The following is an 18708-nucleotide window of genomic DNA, read 5'->3' as shown; positions in this document are numbered from 1 at the left end:
TTGTCGAGATCGACGCAATGCCGAAAACCACTCGCACTTATCGGCCCAAAGGTGAGTTTGGGCGAAATCAGACCTACGCGTTCAGGGCGCGGTCCAGGTTGAGGGCCGAGCTGATCAACGCCAGATGGGTGAACGCCTGCGGGAAGTTCCCCACCAGATCGCCGGTGGCGCTGACCTGTTCGGCGTACAGCCCGACGTGATTGGCGTAGGAGAACATCTTCTCCAGCGCCAGCTGCGCATCGTCGAGCCGGCCTGCCCTGGTGAGTGCCTCGACGTACCAGAACGAACAGATGGAGAAGGTTCCCTCCTCGCCGTCAAGGCCGTCGGTCTCGGGTTCGTAGCGAAACACCAGACTGTCGGTGACCAGGGTGCGCTCCACCGCGCGCAGAGTCGACAGAAACTTGGGATCCGCGTCGGAGAGAAATTTCACCATCGGCATCAACAGCACGCTGGCGTCGAGGGTGTCCCCGTCCTCGGTCTGAGTGAAGGCCTCCAACTCGGGGTTCCAGCATTTCGTCATGATGCGGTCGTAGATGGCATCGCGGGCCTTGGACCAGGCGACAAGATCACCGGGCAGGCCACGTTGCCGGGCCACCCGGATCGCGCGTTCGATGGCCACCCAGCACATCAGTCGCGCAGTGGTGAATGCCTTTGGTGCGCCGCGCATCTCCCACATGCCGGCATCTTTCTGGTCCCAGTTCTCGACGACCCAGTCGACGACGTCGACCACGTCACGCCACGCGTCATTGCTGATACCGGGGCCGTACTTGTTGAACAGGTAGACCGAGTCGATGATCTCACCGTAGATATCCAGTTGCAGCTGATCGACTGCCGCGTTGCCGACCCGTACGGGGCGCGAATCCCGGTAGCCGGACAGCTGCGGAAGTTCGGCTTCCTCGGCGGGCACGTTACCGTCGATGTCGTAGAGCACCCGCAACGGTCCGAGTCCGTTGCGGTCAGCCTCTTCGTCGCCCAGGCGTTCGGAGAGCCAGCGGACGAACGCCGCGGCCTCATCGGTGAAGCCGAGCCGCAGCAGCGCATACAAACTGAACCCCGCGTCCCGGATCCAGACATAGCGGTAATCCCAGTTGCGGCTGCCACCAATGTATTCCGGCAGGCTGGTGGTCGGGGCGGCCAGGACAGCACCGGTCGGCTCGTGCGTCAACAGTTTCAGCGTGATCGCCGACCGATGGACCATCTCGCGCCACCGGCCTTGATAGGTGGACTGCGATAACCACTTTCGCCAGAAGGCGGTGGTGGCGTCCAACAGCGCATCGGTGGTGTCGATCGCCGCACATGACGGCATATCCCCGCTGTCGAGCATCTCGAGAACGAACATGGCAGTGTCGCCGTCGGTCAACTCAACCTCTGCGCTGACCACACCGTCTTCGATGTCCAGACCCGTCGAGGCCGTCAGACCCATCCGCACCCCGTCACCGGTGAGCAACACTCCGCCCTCGGTACGTTCCGCGATGCATTGCGCGCGACCGTAATCGGGTTTGGCGTCCAAGCGCATCCGGACCACCGTCTTACCGCGCACAGCGCTGATCCGGCGGACCAGTCGCTGCCGGTGTTCACTGTCGTGCTCGGCGACGATCGGCATGAAATCGTGCACTTCTGCCACCCCGTCGGGGGTGAGGAACCGGGTGATCAGCACTGCGGAGTTCGGGTAGTAGAGCTGCTGGGTGCGGGTGACCTCCCCGACCGGCGACAGACGCCAGCAGCCGCCACGCTCCGGGTCGAGGATGGCCCCGAAAACGCTCGCCGAGTCGAACCGCGGCGCGCAGAACCAATCGATGGTGCCGTCGGTGCCGACCAGCGCACAGGTTCTCAGGTCACCGATCAGACCGTGGTCAGCGATTGCAGGCCAAGCAGCAGCTGGCCCATCACGCATCGGGTAGCCGCCACCCGCGGGCGCCAGGCAGGGTCAGGGCAGCCTCTGGCCCCCACGACCCCGGTTCATACGGCTGCACGGCAGGCGGATTGTCGAGCACCGGTTGGCAGACCTCCCACACCCGCTCCACCTCATCGGAGCGGGTGAACAACGTCTGGTCACCGCGCATGACGTCGAGCAGCAGCCGTTCGTAGGCTTCCAGCGGAACGTCGTCAGGGTCTTCCTGCGCGAGGTCGAGCGCGAAGGTGGCGCACGTGAGCGCCATATCCGGCCCCGGCCGCTTGACGTTGAGGTGGATGGCCGCCGTGGGTGAATCGTTGAGTTCGAGGACCAATTCGTCGGGGCCGTAGGAGTTGTCACCGAACCGGCCGCTCGGCGGGGTGCGGAAGGTCAACGTCACCGTCTTGCGGTTATCCCCCATCGCCTTCCCGGTACGCAGGTAGAACGGCACCCCCTGCCAACGGTCGGTGTCGACGAATGCTTCCAGCGCGACCAGCGTCTCCACCGTGGAATCCTTGGCGACACCGTCGACGTCGAGGTAGCCGTCGTACTGGCCGAACACCACCCGCGTCGGGTCCAGCGGTTTCATCGCCGCGAACACCTTGAACTTCTCGTTGCGCAGCGCCAGGGCGTCGAAGCGCTCGGGCGGCTCCATCGCCACGAAGCCCAGCACCTGGATGAGGTGCGTCGAGATCATGTCCCGGAAGCAGCCGGTCTCTTCGTAGAACGCACCGCGACCCTCGACGGTCAGGGACTCTGGAACATCGATCTGCACCGACACCACATTCGAGCGATTCCAGGCCGGTTCGATCAGGCCGTTGGCGAACCGCAGCGCCAGAATGTTCTGCACCGCTTCCTTACCCAGGAAGTGGTCGATCCGGTAGACCTGCTCCTCACTGACGACGGCCTTGACGGCGGCATCGAGTTCGCGGGAGCTTTCCAGGTCGGTACCGAACGGTTTTTCGTGCACGATCCTGGCGCCGTCCGGATCGTTGCTGACGATCCCTTCCCTCCCCAGCATCGCGAACATCGCCTTCGTCGCGGCCGGCGGGACGGACAGATAGACCAAGGTGCGCGATCCGTCACCGAGTTTGTCGTGGGCGGCCTGTACTGCCACCGCCAGATCCGCACCGTCGTCATCGGTGGAGGTTTGGAACGACAACCGGCTCAGCAGGGTGTCGGCGACCTTCTCGTCGAGATCCTTGACGAACTCACCGAACGTTTCCTTGATATGCGCGCGGAACTCTTCATCGGTGCCTGGTGAATGCCGGCCCGAGCCGATGATGAAGTACTCATCGGGCAGTCGGCCAGCGGCGGCCAGGTGGTAGAGGCCGGGAAACAACTTGCGTTTGGCAAGGTCGCCGGTGGCTCCGAAGAGAAGGAAAACCTGCGGGGGGATGTGATCGTGTTCTGAGGGCACCCAACCCAGGGTAGAGGGACGAACTCACGCCCGTCTTTACTCCGCAGGCTTTACCGCCAGTACCGGTTTCGGACATTCCACGATGACCTGCTGAGCGATGCTGCCCAACAGCAGTTTTCCGACCGGGTTGCGGTGCCGGATGCCGATCACCAACAGTTCGGCGTCCGGTCGGTCCATCGCGGTGAGCAGCGCTTGGGCGGCGTAGACCCCGACCGGCTGCTCCACCTCGAACGGCACACCGCATTCGGTCAGCATGTCCTCAAGATCGTGCACTTCGCTCCTGTGCGCGAATGCGGCGTCCACGTAGGAATCACCTTGGGTGGAGTTGACCACCAGCAGCGAGCTTTTGCGTCGCTTGGCCTCGGCGATGCCGTGCTCCAGCGCTGCCATTCCGAACCGGTCCGTGGTGTATCCGACGACGATCATGAGTGGGACGCCTTCTCTCGTTGATCCTTATCGTCCTCGACCACCAGCAGGGTCTCCTCGCTGCGGTGCATCAGTCTCAATACCAGCGGGGCCAGCAACAGCAGCACCATCAGGACGTAGGTGATGATCGCTACCGGCTCGGTGAACAGGCTATTCCATTCGCCACCGCCGAGTTGCAGACTTTGCCGCAGTTGACGTTCGATCCGCGGTCCAAGAATCACGCCGATGATCAACGGCAGTACCGGTAAGCCGAACCGGCGCATCATCAATCCAAGTAGCCCGAATATCAGCAGCAGCGCCAGGTCGAGGGGCTGCACGTTGACCGCGAACGCACCCAGTGTCGCGAAGAACAGGATGCCCGCATACAGATACGGTCGCGGGGTGCGCAGCAGCTTGGCCCACAGCGGCGCCAGCGGCAGGTTGAGCACCAGCAGCAGGAAGTTGCCGATGAACAGGCTGGCGATCAGCGTCCAGATCAGCAGCGGCTCTTTTGAGAACAGCGTCGGACCCGGCTGAATCCCGTAGGACACGAAGGCGGTGAGCATCACCGCGGCGGTCGCGTTGGTGGGCAGCCCCAGTGACAGCATCGGCACCAAAGTGCCTGCCGCCGAGGCGTTATTGGCCGCCTCCGGTCCGGCAACACCTTCGATCGCACCCTTGCCGAACTCTTCGGGATGCTTGGAGAGCCGCTTTTCGGTGATATAGGACAGGAATGTCGGCAGCTCGGCACCACCGGCCGGTAACGCGCCGAACGGGAACCCGAACGCGGTACCGCGCAGCCACGGCTTCCATGACCGTTTCCAGTCGTCGCGGCCCATCCATGGCCGCCCGACGGGAATCACCTCAGCGGGCCGCGACCGCAGGTGCGCGGCGACCCAGAGCGCTTCTCCGACAGCGAAGATGGCCACCGCGATGACGACGATATCGATGCCGTCGGCCAGCTGCGGAATGCCGAATGTCGCCCTGGCCTGCCCGGTGAGGAAGTCGATACCGACCAACCCGATCGCCAGACCGAGCAGCAGCGAGATGCAGCCCCGCAATTTCGACGAGCCGAGCACCGCGGTCACCGCAACGAGCGCAAAGAGCATGATCGCGAGATAGGACGGCGCGCCGAGGGTGACCGCGAAACGCGATACCGCGGGGGCGAACAGCACCAACAGCATGGTGCCGATGGTTCCCGCGACGAAGGATCCGATGGCCGCGGTCGCCAACGCTTGCGCGGCTCGACCGGCTTTCGCCATTTTGTTGCCCTCGATCGCGGTGATCACCGAGGACGACTCTCCCGGTGTGTTCAGCAGGATCGACGTTGTTGAGCCGCCGTACATACCGCCGTAGAAGATCCCGGCGAACATGATGAACGCGGCGCTGGGGGGAAGGCTGTAGGTCAGGGGTAGCAGCAGGGCGACCGTCATCGCAGGTCCGATACCCGGCAGCACACCGACGGCCGTGCCGAGCAGCACGCCGATCACGGCGTACAGCAGGTTCATCGGGGTGGCGGCCTGTTCAAAACCCTGGAGCAGCCAGTTCAGGTTGTCCATATCACAAAATCCCGTCCAGAATGCCTGCGGGCAGCGGGATTCCGAGCCCTGAGTAGAACGCGTAGAAGCTGGCCACCGACAGCACCGCACCGATGGCGATATTGCGGATGTAGTGCTTGCTACCCAATACCGTTGCCGCGCCGGCGAACAGCAGGGCACCCATGATCGCCCAGCCGAGGAAGTTCACCAGCAAAATGGTGGCGACGAACAAGCCGACCAGCATCCCGACCGTGCGCCAGTCCGCGGGAGACTCGGGGTCGATATCCTCCCCCGCATCGGCTTCGCCCTTGGATCCGCGCGGGATGGCGATCGCCAGAATGAGCGCCGTCACCAGCAGCCCGACCCCGACGATCATCGGAAACATCTTCGGGCCAACGGGATCCACCTTGGCGTAGCCGCCGGGCAGGGTGATCGCGTTGTAGAGCAGGAAGGCCCCGACGGCGACCAGGACGGCCACCACCACGTATTGGGCCTTATCCACCGAGGTCTCATGCTGTTCCACCGGCGCGCTCATAACAGGCCCAGTTCGGTCAGCGTTGACGAGACCCGGTTGTCCTGATCGGTGAGGAACTGCTCGAATTCGGGTCCGGTCATGAACGCATCAGTCCAGCCGTTTTTCACCAGGGCCGCCTTCCAGGCGTCGGTCGAATGTAATTTCTCCAGGGTTGTCACCAGCGCCTGGCGCTCCTCGTCAGAGATGCCCGGCGGAGCCAGCACGCCGCGCCAGTTGGTGAAGGTCAGGTTGATACCGGCCTCGGTCAGGGTGGGCGCGTCGATGCCCTCGACGCGTTCCTTACCGGAGACCGCGAGGACGCGGACCTGCCCGGCCTCGATCTGGTCGACATACTCGCCGAGACCGGTCGCACCTGCGGAGATCTTCTTGCCCAGCATTGCGGTCAGCAGGTCACCGCCGCCGTCGTAGGAGATGAAGTTGACCTGTTTGGGATCGATGCCCGCGGCTTTCGCGGTTTCCATCGGGAACAGGTGATCGGGACCGCCGGGAGAGGATCCGCCGCCGATCGTCACCTTGGCCGGATCGGCCTTCCACGCGGCCACGAAATCGGCCATCGTCTTGTACGGAGAATCGGCCGGTACCAGGATGCCTTCCTGCTCTTCGACCATTTTCGCCAAGGCGGTGGCGTCCGAGGCCCGCGCTGAGGAACCGTTGGTGAACACGGCCCCGACCACACCGAGGCCCATCATCATCATCAGATCGCCGTTGCCCTTTTCGTTCATCAGGCGGGCCATCGCGACGGTGCCACCGGCGCCGATGACGTTGAACACCTCGACGCGCTTGGTGATGTCTTCGTCTTCCATGATCTTCACCGCGGTGCGCGCGGTCAGGTCGTAACCGCCACCGGGGCTGTTGGGCACCATCATCCGCAGGCGGTGCATGCCCGACGGGTCATCGCCCCTGGTCACCCCGCATCCGGTGGCGAGGACGGTGACCAGCACGGCTATGGCCGCGGCTGCGCCGTACCTTCGTATTTTGGACATCTCACCCCTCGTTGAGTCTTCGGTGCACAGTGATGCACAGCAATACTGTTCCCAGAAGTGATGTGAGTCACTCTTTCGTACGAAAAGGAAGTATTGGTCTTTGAGTTCACGAAGAGGCGCCAGCCTGGCCGGGCAATTCCTGGCGTTCCAGATCGTCGTGGTCGCAGTGGTGCTGTTGGCCGTCGGCGCGGTGTCGGTAGCACAGTCCACCAACGAGTTCCGCGAGGTTCGCGGCCAGCGGATGATCGCCGTCGCGGAAAACATGGCCTCCACCCCGATCGTCCGCGACCGCTACGGTGACCCATTCGCCGGCCAGGTGCTGGCACCGGAGGTGGATCGCGCCGTCGCACTCTCCGGGGCGGGGCTGGCTGAAATCCTCGACCCGCGCGGGGTGATCCGGGTGTCATCGCAACCCTCGCGGATCGGGCAGCGTTTCGATCTCGGCGACAGCCTGGTCGTCGACGGCCGAGCCTGGTCCGGCGATCTCGATGTGGACGGGACCCACAGCCTGGTCGGTCAGGTACCGATCCTGGGCATCAACGGTGAAGTGTTGGCCATCGCCTCGGTCAGCGAGGGCTATCCCTCCATCTGGCAACTATTCTCGGGTGCCGGTGAGCGCCTGCTGCTCTATCTGGGGCTCGGTGCGGCTCTGGGCCTGCTGGCCTCCTGGCTGTTGTCACGACGGATCAAACGCCACACCCGCGGTTTGGAAATCGCCGAGATCGCCAGCCTGGCCGATCACCGAGAAGCGTTGTTGCACAGCATCCGTGAAGGGGTCGTCGCGGTGAACAACGACGGGGAGATCACCCTACTCAATGACAGCGCCCAGGAACTTCTCGACCTGACCGATGCCGCGGTGGGCCGTCCCGTCGACTCGGTGGGCATCGACCCCTCGGTGGTGGAGTTCCTGCAATCCGGGGATGACCGCCACGATGTCGTGATCGCCACCGGTAGCAGGGTGCTCGCCCTGAATCGGCGGGCCGCGACCAGCGACGGCCAGATGATCGGTACCGTCACCACGATGCGCGACAGTACGGAGTTGGCCTCGATGCAGGGCCAGCTGTCCTCACACAAGAGCGTGACCGACACCCTGCGCGCCCAGACCCACGAATTCGCCAACCAGCTGCACACCATCTCCGGTCTGGTGCAACTGGGCGAATATGATTCGGTACGCGATCTGGTCGGCACGCTGACCAGGCGCCGGGCCGAGATCAGCGATGCTGTCACCCAACATATTTCCGACCCGGCGGTCTCCGCCCTGCTGATCGCCAAGACCACCCTGGCGGCCGAGAGCGGTGTCGTTCTCGCGATCGGACCGGATTCCCATCTGGCCGCACTGGAACCCGCGTTGGCCACCGATGTGATCACGCTGCTGGGCAACCTGATCGACAATGCGGTCGATGTCTCGGTGGTCACCGAAGGCACCGGCGCGGCGCGTGTCGATGTCACCGTCAATGACGGGGACGGCCTGACCATCACCGTCGCCGATTCCGGACCCGGTGTGCCAGAACACCTCCGGGAATCGATATTCGCCCGCGGTGTCACCTCCAAACCTGATGTCCCCGGCGGGCGAGGGATCGGCCTTGCCCTGGTGCGGTTGGTGACAGCGCAACACGGCGGCCGGGTCGATATCAGTGACGCCCCCACCGGCGGAGCCCTTTTCGTCGTACGGCTGCCCACGCATGCATGACGTCCTGATCGTCGACGACGATTTCATGGTGGCCGAGATCCACCGTCGGTTCGTCGAACAGGTCGACGGCTTTCGCCCGGTCGGAGTGGCCCGCACGGGCGCCGAGGCACTGAGCGCAGCGGCCGAACTGAAGCCGGACCTTCTTCTGCTCGATGTGTACCTGCCGGATATGACGGGGTTGGAAGTGTTGCGGCGCTTACGATCCGATGGCGACCGGGTGGGTGTCATCATGATCACCGCGGCGCGTGAGCTGGGTACGGTCAGCGCCGCCCTTGACGGTGGGGCCGCCGACTATCTGATCAAACCCTTCGAGTTCGCCCAGTTGCGCGCCAAATTGGAGGCCTTCGCGGCGCGCGCGGCCGCCCTGGGCTCCGATGGCGGTGCGAATCAGTCTTTGGTGGATTCGCTGTTCGGCGCCCCGGCCAGCGAGGTGAGCGATGCGGTGCTGCCCAAAGGCGTCCCATTGCCGAAAGGACTCAGCGCCGAGACCGGCCGTCTCGTCCTAGACGCGGTCCGCGCCGCCGGTGAGGTATCGGCGGCCGAATGTGCCGAAGCCGTCGGCATTTCCCGGGTCAGTGCGCGTCGCTACCTGGAGCACTATCTGGGTGCGGGCGCTCTGGAGATCAGGCTGCAGTATGGCGTCGGGCGACCAGAACGGCGCTACCGGCTAGTTCGCTAGTCAGAAACTCCCCCGGCGGCGATGACGCAGCGATCGACCGTCGGGGTCATACAGCAGCCGATAGGCCGGTACCGCCCACAACCGGGTGAACAGGCCCAGGTGTTCTGGCCGGTGCGGTCGCAACCGCCCCGGTGGTCGTGGTCCGACCCGGCCGCCGTCGTGCCAGGCCTGCAGTCCATCGGCGGCAGCGGTGAGCGCCTCGATTACCGTGGCCGGATCAACCAGCCCCGCCCCAGGACCGCAGTCCTGGCTGCCGTCGGCGGGACGATCGAGGTGCTCACGCAACAACCGCAGCCGCAGGTCCCTGGCATACACCCTGGCACCGTCGCCGTGCCCGGCCGGATCCGTCGGTGCCCGCCCGTCACGGGTGTCATCGATGACCGCACAGGACAACTCGCTGTCATGGGTCCAGGACCGGCGGTTGAGGTTATCGCTGCCGACCGTCGCCCAGACATCGTCGATGACGCAGACCTTGGCGTGCACGTAAACCGGTGTGCCGTGGTGGTTCTCGACGTCGAACACGTGTACCCGGTCGGGGGCGGCAGCGCGGCACCGCTCGAGGGCCTTCTGGCGGCCAACAGTGTTGGGCGGTAACGAGAATCGGCCATCGACATCGGCATGGCGCGGGACCACCGCCACCAGATGCAGCTCGGGATTGGCCCTGAGCGCCCCAGCGAAAAGTTCGGCGACTTCGGTCGACCACAGGTACTGGTCCTCCAGGTAGATCAGCCGCCTGGCCCGGCCGACCGCCTTGGTGTAGCCGCGGGCCACACTGCGCTCACCATGGGGCGCAAATGCGTACTCCCGCCCGGCGTCTGGGTAGGTGCGCAAGACCTGCACCGAATGCGGACCGCAGACCGGCGGCGGCGGCGGTTTGTCCGGCAACGGGTCGGCCGTCAAGTCGGCGCCGCGCAGCCGGTCCTGCACCAGGGCGATCGGCGAATTCACATCCAGCGGGGTGGGGTCGGTCCAGCGTTCCCGGAAGGTGGTGTCCAGCAGGTCGACGACCGGTCCCTGCAAGCGCAACTGCACATCGTGCCAGGGCGGGGTGTCACCGTATTGCTCGGCCATCGCCACCGCCTGTGGGTCACCGTTATGCGATTCGTCGTCACGACGGCTGTGACACAGGTCGATACCGCCGGCGAACGCGACGTCCCGATCGGGTGCGCCGGGCCGTCGGATGACGACGAGCTTTTGGTGATGCGAACCACCAACGCGCACACGCTGATCCAGGAGTACTTCGCCACCCGCCCGCCGGATCGCCTCACCGAGGTGCTGGTTCTCCTCCTTGCTGTACTGCAGCTTGTCCAGATGCGACCGCCACATCAGACCCTTGACGATCACTCCCCGCTCGGCGGCGCTGCTGAACAGCTCGGCCACTGTCGGACCGGCCTGCCGCAGGCGCTCATCAGGGTCGCCGCGCCAGTCGGTGAAAAAGAGGTGATCACCGCGCCGCAGCGATTCGACCTCGGTGACCAACTGATCGAAATAGGTAGCGCCGTGAACCAACGGCACCACCAGATTGCCCGCCGACCAGGCGGGCAGATCGGTTGCAGGATTGCCCCGTTCGTCATCGGTGAGGAACCACGTCTCGACGGTCGTCACCGTCGCCCCGCGCTACTGTGAGGGCCGCAAAACACCTGGCGGCCGTGACGATGACGAGGACTGCGACCTATGGACTCGATACAACGGATCGTATCGGACGGCCGCCGACTCGTCGCCGTCATCGGCGCGCTCGCGTTACTGTCCGCCTGCACCTCACCGGAGCATCCGCCGACCACCACCGCCGCCGCCGAAGCGGAGACGGTACTGCAGATCGTGCACGACACGATGGCCGCCCAGCACCTGAAATCCGCGATCGTCCGGGTGACGATCGACGGTAAGGACGTGGTGACCGCGGCCATGGGTGACTCGATGACAGGCGTACCCGCAACCCCCGATATGCACTTCCGCAACGGCGCGGTGGCCATCTCCTATGTCGCAACACTGCTACTGAAACTGGTCGACGAAGGCAAAGTCAGCCTCGATGACAAACTCTCCAGATGGCTGCCCGATGTGCCCCATGCCGACCGCGTCACCTTGCACCAGCTCGCCCAGATGACATCGGGCTACGTCGATTACGTGATCGGCAACGACGCCTTCGCCACGGCGCTGTACCAGGATCCGTTCACACAGTTCGAACCCGAAGAACTGTTGGGTTTCGCCACCTCGAAACCACTGCTCTACGAACCGGGCACCAACTGGAACTACGCCCACACCAACTACGTGCTGCTCGGCCTGGCGCTGGAGAAGGCTACCGGTGAGCAGATGCCGAAACTATTACAGGACAACGTACTTGGACCGTTGAACCTCAAGAACACGGCCAATTCCTTCACCCCGGAGATCCCCGCGCCGGTATTGCACTCGTTCACCTCGGAGCGCCGCAGCGCGCTGAAGATTCCTGCTGGGACACCCTTCTACGAGGAGTCGACGTACTGGAACCCGTCCTGGACGATCACCCATGGCGCCATCCAGACCTCGAACATCTATGACCTGGAAGCCACCGCCCGCGGTATCGGCTCCGGCCAGCTGCTGAGCCCCGCGTCGTATGCGTTGATGACATCGACCGACCTGCGCGGTAAAACCCATCCCCAGCCCGGCTGCACGACGTGCGCGGCCATGGGTGAGGGCTACACCTACGGCCTGGGTCTGGTGATCTCCGGCCACTGGCTGCTGCAGAACCCACTGTTCGCCGGCGCTGCCGCGGTGGAGGCGTATCTGCCGTCGAAGAAGATCGCGATAGCGACCGCCGTCACCTACGAACCGGCGGCGTTCGACGACCAGGGCAACTACGCCAATGCCGCCGAAGTCCTGTTCCGCACGATCGGTGCCGCGCTGGCCCCCGATGATGCGCCACCGGTACCGCCGGCCAAATAGCGGGCCCGGCCCCGATCGCAGTATCGTCTACGCCGTGGCGCGCAAGGTGTTGTTCATCTATAACGATCCGACTGCACCCGAGGCTCTGCTCGGCGACGTGTTCAGCGAGAACGGGTTCGACATCGATACCGTCGAGGCGGTTCCGGCCGACCAGGTCGATAATCCGGTGCTGGATACCGAATTCCCCGACGCAAGAGGCTACGACGTCATCGTCCCGCTCGGCTCGCGATGGTCGGTGTACGACGACCGCCTCCGCGGGGCCTGGGTGGGCACCGAAATGCAGATGGTGCGTGACGCCGCCGCTGCAGGCATCGGCGTGCTCGGGGTGTGCTTCGGTGGCCAGCTGGTCGCACAGGCACTCGGCGGCTCGGTCGCCCGCTCACCGGCGCCAGAACTAGGCTGGTATCAGATCGACAGTGACGCACCCGATTTCATCCCGAGTGGGCCGTTTTTTCAGTGGCATTCGGATCGGTTCACCCCACCGCCGGGAGCCACCGAGCTGGCCAGGACCGCCGACGCGTCGCAGGCCTTCGCCCTGGGTTCCGCCGTCGGGCTGCAGTTCCATCCGGAACTGGATTCGCCGTTGCTGGAACTGTGGCTGGCCGGGGACAGTGGTGACATCGCCCGCCTCGGTGTCGATGTGAGTGAATTGCGGGCCCGCACGGCCGCCGAGCAGGACGCGGCCATCGCCCGGCTACGCACGCTGGTGGGCGGTTTCCTCAGCAGGGTTGCCGGAGTAAGCCCCTCGGCATAGCCCTCAGGCGCGACCGAGCTGGTGGGCCAGCGCGTCGTGCACCGTCGCGTGCCGGAACCGGTGCTCAACGGTGAGCAGTTTCGTCGGCATCACCCGCTGGCTGGCCTCCGCGAGCTCGCGGGCTCCATCGGCGCCCAGCAGTAACTTGGGCCCGAACGAGGGCACCGGAAGCAGAGCGGGCCGATGCACGACACCCGCGAGCGTCGCCGTGTACTCGCTGTTGCGAACCGGAGCCGGACCGACCGCATTGACCGGACCTGTGAGCCTGTCGTCATAGAGCGCGCGGTAGTAGATATCGATCAGATCGTCGAGGCCGATCCACGACAGCCACTGCCTGCCACTGCCGAGCCGCCCACCAAGGCCCGCCGAAAACAGCGGCCGCAGCAGCTTGAGGGTGCCGCCGCGGGCGGCCTGCACAATGCCCGTGCGCACAGCCACCACCCGAAGGCCGGCGTCGGCTGCCGGACTGGTCGCGGCCTCCCAATCCGCCACCACATCGGCGAGGAACCCGTCACCGCGCGAGCTGTCCTCGCATAGCAGCGCGTCGCCACGGTCGTACCCGTAGTACCCGACCGCCGAAGCGCTGACGAAAACCCTTGGGCCGTCAGCTGTCTGGGCCGCGACCTCGGCCAGCCGGCGGGTCGGGTCGATTCTGCTGTTCCGAATTGCGGCTTTGTGCTCGGCGTTGAACCGGCCCGCGATCGAGGTGCCCGCCAGATGAACGACGGCATCGAGCCCGTTCAGGAGGTCCGCCGCCGGCACTTCGGGGTTCCATTGCCGCTGATCTGGCCCCTGTGCCGGGCCGCGAACGAGCCGAATCACCCGGTGCCCGCCGGTGGACAGCAGCGCACACAGTGCCGACCCCACCAGACCCGAGGGTCCGGTGACCCCCACCGTCATCGGCTCGCTCCGGTAACGGGCGGCGTCGCGGTGCGCGGCCAGATCGTCGGCCAGCTGGCGATGCCGGTAGACGAACGTCGAGCGCAGCGCGGCCGCGGGAATCGGGGTTTCGAGCCGGTCTTGCATCAAGGTGGTGCCGTCACCGTAATCGGCAAAGTCGTGGGTGTGCCGCCAGTAGCCGATGACCCGCGCCGGCCAGGTTCGCGGCCCCGAGCTGGATAGTTCGTCGACGAACCGGTGCGGCGGAGCGTAGGCGGTGGGATCGTGCTTGGCGATCCACCGCAAGCCACCGGGCAGGCCCAGGATTGCGGTGCCATCGGCCAGCGATGACGCTTCCTGTACCGCGGTCATCGGCTGCCACGGCGGGATGAGACGAAGGAACGCGCCCGGCCGGCCGTGCCAGGCGAACACCTCGTCGACCGGGTGGTCGACGACGCTGCTGTACTCGATACCCATGATCCTCCTGTTGATCCGATGATCATTCGGATCAGAACGCGCCGCAGATTGGCTGTGCCGTGACGGGTACCCACGAACAAACCGCCACCACATACAAGCGGCCCCGCCGTTTCCGGCGGGGCCGTTGCACTTCCTCTGCTAGGGAGAAGTCTGCTAGTTCATGGGCTAGTTCATATTCCAGGGCTCGCCGTAGGTGGTGACGCTGTCACCGGCCTTGCTGATCAGTCGGGCGAACGGCCGCAGCAGCACGCCGCCGGCGGCACCGGTGACGGTGCCGTGCGCGTTGGAGACCGCAACCGCGCCGTTGGGACCGGAGACGTCCACGGAGAAGGTGGCGACTTCCTGGATGCCGGGGCCGTTGCCCAGGTCAGCCGAGATCGACACACCGGGGAACAGGTTCGGGGTGATGACCGAGCCCAGCGGGTTGAAACCGGTCGGCGACAAGTTGGCATCGTCGAGCAGGATGTTCGGGGTGGAGTAGGAGAAGTTGATGCCCACGCCCAGCGACCACGGGAAGCCAACCTGGTAGCCCAGTTCCAAGGTCCCGGCGAATTCGTCGGAACCGCCGCCGGTCACCGAGTACACCGCACGACCGGAGTGGAACCACTCACGGGTCAGGCGGTTGCGATCCAGCGGGAACACGCCGTTGAGGAAGGTGTCCCACTGCTGAATGGTCAGGGTGCGCCCCTGGCCATCCACCAGGGAAAGCTCGTTGTCCAAGCCAGCATGCGAGGTGCCTGTGCCGATGAAAAGCGCACCGATGGCGGCGATCATCGCCACCAGCACACGACTGAATACCTTCATGTTCTCCCTGGTTCGTCGGCGCATATGAGGGCGTTGCACATCTGCCCTTAACCCTGCGCTTAACTAGTTGACCTCAGGAAGATAACAGTACGATCGCAACTTTGCGCGCCGAATTCACACGCTCAAAAATTTGTCGATAAAGGCTGCAAACTTGCCAGGAAAATACTGTGAATTCGCTGCCAATTTCATCATCCGGCCAGCCGATCAGCACTGCGTCAGATCGTAGAACGTGCTGTACCACAGCCTATCTCGGCTAGAGGGCGCCGCCGGTTCACGCCGATGAATTGTTCGCAACAATATCGCAGAGAGTTATTCCTGGTCTGATCTGCACTGAGCCGTAGAAGCCATTCTCTGGGCAAATATAGCCAGTGCTGTTCTACCATTCACGACCAGGTCAGCGCCGCGATACCAGTCCGGGCGGCGACCTGCTCCGAATAGCCCTGGTGGAAGCACAGAAAACACTGGCGGGCGCGGTCCTGGTGCTCCCTGGCGGTAAGCCGGTGAGCTCGGCGCCATCGAGCGCCCGGCAATTGGCGAATGTGCGCATGACGCTGCTGAGTGCGGCCCTTCGGCGCCGGCTCGGCCGGGCCGTGCAGGTGGTGCAGGTCCGATATCGGGTGCGCGGCTGGAACGCCCCGCAGCTCGATCCGGTCCGCGACGCCGAGCTGGTGTTGGACGGCCTGCTCGAGCGGTTCGAACCCGGGCAGATCGTCCTCATCGGCCACTCGATGGGCGCTCGGGTGGCCGCCCACCTGGCCGCGCGCCGCGACGTCGGCGGCGTCGTCGCACTCGCACCCTGGTGGCCCACCATCGACGGTGATCTCATCCCGGCCGGCACCCGCCTACTCACCGTGCACGGCACTGCCGACACCTGGACCGATCCGGCATCATCCCGTCGGCAATGCGAGCGGGCTGCGAAACGCGGCGTGGATGCGCAGTGGGTCGGAATACCCGGTGCGGGCCACTACATGCTGCGAGGCTTGACGACGTGGAACTCCCTGACCGCACAGTTCGTCCGTGCGCAACTGAGCGACCGCAAGGAAAAAGGCCGGCACCCCGGCGACGTACGCGAACCGGGCTGACGCCGGACGCGAGGTGGCCGCTGCCCGCATATGCCGAAAGATTTTCTGGCAGTGGTGATTTCGTACAACGGTTTCACCAAGGTGGATGACGACGCAGTGTGCGCGCTCCTGCGTCAGCGCAATCTGCCCGACTAGCGCGGAGGATCAGATGACGGCGGAGTCTCCTCGGCGCTGACCTGATCGGCTGAGACGGTCTCCAGATTTTCGGTTTCGGCGGCAGGTGCGGCCTCATCCTCATCGGGATACTCGGCGTCGAAATTTTGATAGGTCTCGTCGATGGCCTCACCGCTACCGATGGCTTCGGTCGACGGCTCGGCATCAGTGACCTCGTCACCCCGGTCGACGTGCTGCCGCTCACGGATCGCGTCGATGATCAACAGGATCACGCCGATGACGCTGGCACCGATACACACCCAGGCGACCAGTTCATTGCTGGTGACCACCGCGGTCACCAGAGCAGCAAGACCAATAACAGCAAGTACCAACGCAACGATCAACATGGATCGATCATCCCCTCAGCGGGTTACATCCGGTCCGTAACGAGCGACGAACGATCGGGTTAGTTGTTGCCCCGACTGAACTGATTGAACCCGCCGCCGTCGTTATTCGCGCTCGAATCGACCGGTGCAGCTGAACCGCGCTGGCCGAGCTCTTCGAGCTGGGATTCCAGGTAGGTCTTGAGGCGGGTGCGGTACTCGCGCTCGAAGGTGCGGAGCTGTTCGAGCCGTCCTTCCAGCACGGTGCGCTGCTGGTTGATGGTCCCCATGATTTCTGAATGCTTGCGCTCGGCGTCGGCCTGAAGTGCGTCGGCCTTCTCCTGAGCCTGCCGCAGCTGGGTCTCGGAACGAGTCTGTGCATCGGAGAGCAGAGCATCCGCGCGGTTGCGGGCCTCGGTCACGGTGGTCTCGGCGGTGCGCTTGGCGTCGCTGAGAATCGCGTCGGCGTTCGCCTTGGCGTCTGCGAGCAGCTTGTCGGACTCGGACTTGGCGGTCCCGGTCAGACGATCGGCGGTGTCCTGGGCCAGCGCCAACACGCGCGCAGCCTTCAGATGCGACTCTTCGCTGACCACAGGCGCCTGCGTCGGCGGTGCCTCGTATACCGGCTGCGCCGGAACGGGAGCCGGTTCGGGCTCCGGTTCGGGCTGGTACGCCGGAATGGTCTGGGTCGGCTGCACTCCACCACCGGAACGGGCGGACGCCAGCTCCTGGTCGAGTTCGTTGACACGCTGCCGCAGATCGGCATTCTCCTCGATGAGGCGCGTGAGCTCGTTCTCCACCAGGTCGAGGAAGGCGTCGACTTCGTCCTCGTTGTAGCCGCGCTTACCGATAGGCGGCTTACTGAACGCCACATTGTGGACGTCGGCGGGTGTAAGCGGCATTGTCTGCCCCCTCAAGTCTGGAAGGTCGAACCGATCTGGAAAGTGTAGAACGATAGACCGAGTTGGTAGCCGTACTGGTAACTGGCGTCCATCCTGTCACACCAGAACCGCCGGTTGCGGGCGAGGTCGATAATTAAGAGCGAATTTCAAAGATTCGGGAATAAGCGAACCGAAGTCCTGGTGACACTCACGCCGCGGCGCTGAAGGCCAATTGCATGCCGATGAATGCGACCAACAGCAGCACCATGATGGACAGATCGAACCGGATCGCACCGATGGTCAGCTGCGGAATCAGCCGGCGGAGCAGCTTCACCGGTGGGTCGGTGACCGTCATGATCACTTCCAGGATCACCACGGTGAACCCGCGTGGGTGCCAGTCCCTGCTGAACGAGCGGATGAACTCGACCACGACCCTGGCGATGAGCAGCAGCCAGAAAACAAACAGCGCGAAGCCCAGGATTTCGAAGAAGAGCGACAACTAGAGCCTGACCTTAATGAAGAGGGGTTGGTGTAGCCGACAACTTGGAACCAAGAGTCGGCGACACCGGCTGGATCGACCCGACGGGCCTCTACCAGCCTACCGAGTCAGCACACCGTAGCGGTGCCCGCCGGATCACTGGTAAGCGTAGAAGCCGGCCTCGGCCATCCGCCTGCGCTCCTCCGGCGTGACCTCGACATCGGCCGGCGACAGCAGGAAGACCTTCGTCGCGACCTTGTCGAATGACCCACGCAGGGCGAACGCCAGACCGGCAGCGAAGTCGACCAGGCGCTTGGCGTCGGCGTTGTCCATGGTGACGAGGTCCATGATCACCGGGGTGCCGTCGCGGAAGCGCTCACCGATGGTCCGAGCCTCGCTGTAGTCCTTGGGACGCAGCGTGGTGATCTTCGACATCGGGCTGCCTTCTTCGAACAGCTTGGCCATCCGGCGTGGGTCCATGGCCAAGGCGCCGTGGGTGGAACCGCGCAAAGAGCCCAGCCGCGGTGCGGGACGCTCGAATTCACGGGGACGGAAGCGGGCCTCGTCTGCGTAGCCGCCGCGGTAGGCCGGCTGGTACTCGGCCTCGACGCGCGGGTCGCGGGGGTCATGCGCCTCGTCGTATTCGCGGCCTTCATACCGGCCACGCTCGAACCCGTCGTCGGCGAACCGCTCGCGGCGAGGGTAGGCCCGGGCCGCACCACGGTCGTCGTCGTCGTAGTACTCGTCGTCGTAATCCTCCATCGGCGCCATCCCGAAGTAGGCCTTGACCTTGTGCAATGTACTCATCGCGTGACCC

At 64.7% G+C, this 18708-nt stretch carries 18 protein-coding genes; 5 read left to right on the top strand and 13 right to left on the bottom strand.

The genetic code is table 11. From position 1 onward, the window contains the following. Positions 1-73: 73 nt before the first annotated feature. Genes ADBZ9O_RS15545 through ADBZ9O_RS15520 form a run of 6 tightly spaced genes read right to left on the bottom strand, consistent with a single transcriptional unit; the run spans position 74 to position 6775 of the window. A complete protein-coding gene (locus ADBZ9O_RS15545; protein ID WP_526532723.1) occupies positions 74-1894 on the bottom strand; it encodes a glycoside hydrolase family 15 protein in 1821 nt (606 codons plus the stop codon). Beyond that, positions 1887-3314 (bottom strand): glucose-6-phosphate dehydrogenase, encoded by a 1428-nt coding sequence (zwf, locus tag ADBZ9O_RS15540; protein ID WP_526532721.1) that lies wholly within the window; start codon positions 3312-3314, stop codon positions 1887-1889. Before zwf ends, ADBZ9O_RS15545 begins: the two co-directional genes overlap by 8 nt. Before the next feature lie 36 nt (positions 3315-3350). Then, positions 3351-3740 (bottom strand): universal stress protein, encoded by a 390-nt coding sequence (locus tag ADBZ9O_RS15535; protein WP_526532719.1) that lies wholly within the window; start codon positions 3738-3740, stop codon positions 3351-3353. Continuing rightward, on the bottom strand, positions 3737-5278 hold the full coding sequence (locus ADBZ9O_RS15530; protein ID WP_526532717.1) for a tripartite tricarboxylate transporter permease: 1542 nt from the start codon (positions 5276-5278) through the stop codon (positions 3737-3739). Before ADBZ9O_RS15530 ends, ADBZ9O_RS15535 begins: the two co-directional genes overlap by 4 nt. 1 nt (position 5279) lies before the next feature. Further along, positions 5280-5792, bottom strand: coding sequence for a tripartite tricarboxylate transporter TctB family protein (locus ADBZ9O_RS15525; RefSeq protein WP_526532715.1), 513 nt, complete (start codon positions 5790-5792; stop codon positions 5280-5282). Then, on the bottom strand, positions 5789-6775 hold the full coding sequence (locus ADBZ9O_RS15520; protein ID WP_526532713.1) for a Bug family tripartite tricarboxylate transporter substrate binding protein: 987 nt from the start codon (positions 6773-6775) through the stop codon (positions 5789-5791). The genes ADBZ9O_RS15525 and ADBZ9O_RS15520 overlap by 4 nt, the downstream gene beginning before the upstream one ends. A gap of 100 nt (positions 6776-6875) precedes the next feature. On the opposite strand from ADBZ9O_RS15520, the gene ADBZ9O_RS15515 reads away from it, so the two are divergent. Continuing rightward, complete coding sequence (locus ADBZ9O_RS15515) at positions 6876-8465, top strand: sensor histidine kinase (protein ID WP_526532711.1); 1590 nt, start codon at positions 6876-6878, stop codon at positions 8463-8465. Then, positions 8458-9144, top strand: coding sequence for a response regulator (locus ADBZ9O_RS15510; RefSeq protein WP_526532709.1), 687 nt, complete (start codon positions 8458-8460; stop codon positions 9142-9144). The genes ADBZ9O_RS15515 and ADBZ9O_RS15510 overlap by 8 nt, the downstream gene beginning before the upstream one ends. On the opposite strand, the gene ADBZ9O_RS15505 is transcribed toward ADBZ9O_RS15510, so the two are convergent. Beyond that, entirely contained in the window at positions 9145-10749 is a 1605-nt protein-coding gene (locus tag ADBZ9O_RS15505) for a phospholipase D family protein (RefSeq protein ID WP_526532707.1), read from the bottom strand. A 69-nt stretch (positions 10750-10818) separates the two neighbouring features. On the opposite strand from ADBZ9O_RS15505, the gene ADBZ9O_RS15500 reads away from it, so the two are divergent. Both ADBZ9O_RS15500 and ADBZ9O_RS15495 read left to right on the top strand, forming a co-directional pair. Further along, complete coding sequence (locus ADBZ9O_RS15500; RefSeq protein WP_526532705.1) at positions 10819-12060, top strand: serine hydrolase domain-containing protein; 1242 nt, start codon at positions 10819-10821, stop codon at positions 12058-12060. Between the two features lie 34 nt (positions 12061-12094). Continuing rightward, entirely contained in the window at positions 12095-12814 is a 720-nt protein-coding gene (locus ADBZ9O_RS15495) for a type 1 glutamine amidotransferase (protein ID WP_526532703.1), read from the top strand. Between the two features lie 3 nt (positions 12815-12817). Here ADBZ9O_RS15495 and ADBZ9O_RS15490 read toward each other — a convergent pair whose 3' ends face one another. Both ADBZ9O_RS15490 and mspA read right to left on the bottom strand, forming a co-directional pair. After that, positions 12818-14170: a TIGR01777 family oxidoreductase gene (locus ADBZ9O_RS15490; RefSeq protein ID WP_526532701.1), complete on the bottom strand. Its 1353-nt coding sequence runs from the start codon at positions 14168-14170 to the stop codon at positions 12818-12820. A 165-nt stretch (positions 14171-14335) separates the two neighbouring features. Continuing rightward, a complete protein-coding gene (gene mspA, locus ADBZ9O_RS15485; RefSeq protein WP_526532699.1) occupies positions 14336-14974 on the bottom strand; it encodes a porin MspA in 639 nt (212 codons plus the stop codon). A gap of 440 nt (positions 14975-15414) precedes the next feature. On the opposite strand from mspA, the gene ADBZ9O_RS15480 reads away from it, so the two are divergent. Further along, complete coding sequence (locus ADBZ9O_RS15480) at positions 15415-16056, top strand: alpha/beta hydrolase (protein WP_526533194.1); 642 nt, start codon at positions 15415-15417, stop codon at positions 16054-16056. A 131-nt stretch (positions 16057-16187) separates the two neighbouring features. Here ADBZ9O_RS15480 and ADBZ9O_RS15475 read toward each other — a convergent pair whose 3' ends face one another. The 4 genes from ADBZ9O_RS15475 to ADBZ9O_RS15460 all read right to left on the bottom strand — a co-directional run bounded on the left by ADBZ9O_RS15475 (position 16188) and on the right by ADBZ9O_RS15460 (position 18698). Next, on the bottom strand, positions 16188-16556 hold the full coding sequence (locus tag ADBZ9O_RS15475; RefSeq protein ID WP_526532697.1) for a hypothetical protein: 369 nt from the start codon (positions 16554-16556) through the stop codon (positions 16188-16190). A gap of 59 nt (positions 16557-16615) precedes the next feature. After that, entirely contained in the window at positions 16616-17434 is an 819-nt protein-coding gene (gene wag31 / locus ADBZ9O_RS15470) for a DivIVA-like cell division protein Wag31 (RefSeq protein ID WP_526532695.1), read from the bottom strand. 187 nt (positions 17435-17621) lie between these two features. Beyond that, positions 17622-17912: a YggT family protein gene (locus ADBZ9O_RS15465; RefSeq protein ID WP_526532693.1), complete on the bottom strand. Its 291-nt coding sequence runs from the start codon at positions 17910-17912 to the stop codon at positions 17622-17624. A gap of 135 nt (positions 17913-18047) precedes the next feature. After that, positions 18048-18698 (bottom strand): cell division protein SepF, encoded by a 651-nt coding sequence (locus tag ADBZ9O_RS15460; RefSeq protein ID WP_526532691.1) that lies wholly within the window; start codon positions 18696-18698, stop codon positions 18048-18050. Positions 18699-18708 lie beyond the last annotated feature (10 nt).

Origin of the sequence: Mycobacterium sp., from assembly GCF_965229105.1 — a bacterium.
In the GTDB taxonomy this organism is placed as follows: Bacteria; Actinomycetota; Actinomycetes; order Mycobacteriales; family Mycobacteriaceae; genus Mycobacterium.
The sequence above is the reverse complement of the archived record's forward strand: the minus strand, read 5'-3'. Positions and strand labels throughout refer to the sequence as shown.

Excerpts from the sequence above, each read along its gene's own strand:
- ADBZ9O_RS15545 (WP_526532723.1), bottom strand. The coding sequence starts at position 1,894 with ATGCGTGATGGGCCAGCTGCTGCTTGGCCTGCAATCGCTGACCACGGT.
- ADBZ9O_RS15535 (WP_526532719.1), bottom strand. The coding sequence starts at position 3,740 with ATGATCGTCGTCGGATACACCACGGACCGGTTCGGAATGGCAGCGCTG.
- ADBZ9O_RS15530 (WP_526532717.1), bottom strand. The coding sequence starts at position 5,278 with ATGGACAACCTGAACTGGCTGCTCCAGGGTTTTGAACAGGCCGCCACC.
- ADBZ9O_RS15525 (WP_526532715.1), bottom strand. The coding sequence starts at position 5,792 with ATGAGCGCGCCGGTGGAACAGCATGAGACCTCGGTGGATAAGGCCCAA.
- ADBZ9O_RS15520 (WP_526532713.1), bottom strand. The coding sequence starts at position 6,775 with ATGTCCAAAATACGAAGGTACGGCGCAGCCGCGGCCATAGCCGTGCTG.
- ADBZ9O_RS15510 (WP_526532709.1), top strand. The coding sequence starts at position 8,458 with ATGCATGACGTCCTGATCGTCGACGACGATTTCATGGTGGCCGAGATC.
- ADBZ9O_RS15500 (WP_526532705.1), top strand. The coding sequence starts at position 10,819 with ATGGACTCGATACAACGGATCGTATCGGACGGCCGCCGACTCGTCGCC.
- ADBZ9O_RS15490 (WP_526532701.1), bottom strand. The coding sequence starts at position 14,170 with ATGGGTATCGAGTACAGCAGCGTCGTCGACCACCCGGTCGACGAGGTG.
- mspA (WP_526532699.1), bottom strand. The coding sequence starts at position 14,974 with ATGAAGGTATTCAGTCGTGTGCTGGTGGCGATGATCGCCGCCATCGGT.
- ADBZ9O_RS15475 (WP_526532697.1), bottom strand. The coding sequence starts at position 16,556 with ATGTTGATCGTTGCGTTGGTACTTGCTGTTATTGGTCTTGCTGCTCTG.
- wag31 (WP_526532695.1), bottom strand. The coding sequence starts at position 17,434 with ATGCCGCTTACACCCGCCGACGTCCACAATGTGGCGTTCAGTAAGCCG.
- ADBZ9O_RS15460 (WP_526532691.1), bottom strand. The coding sequence starts at position 18,698 with ATGAGTACATTGCACAAGGTCAAGGCCTACTTCGGGATGGCGCCGATG.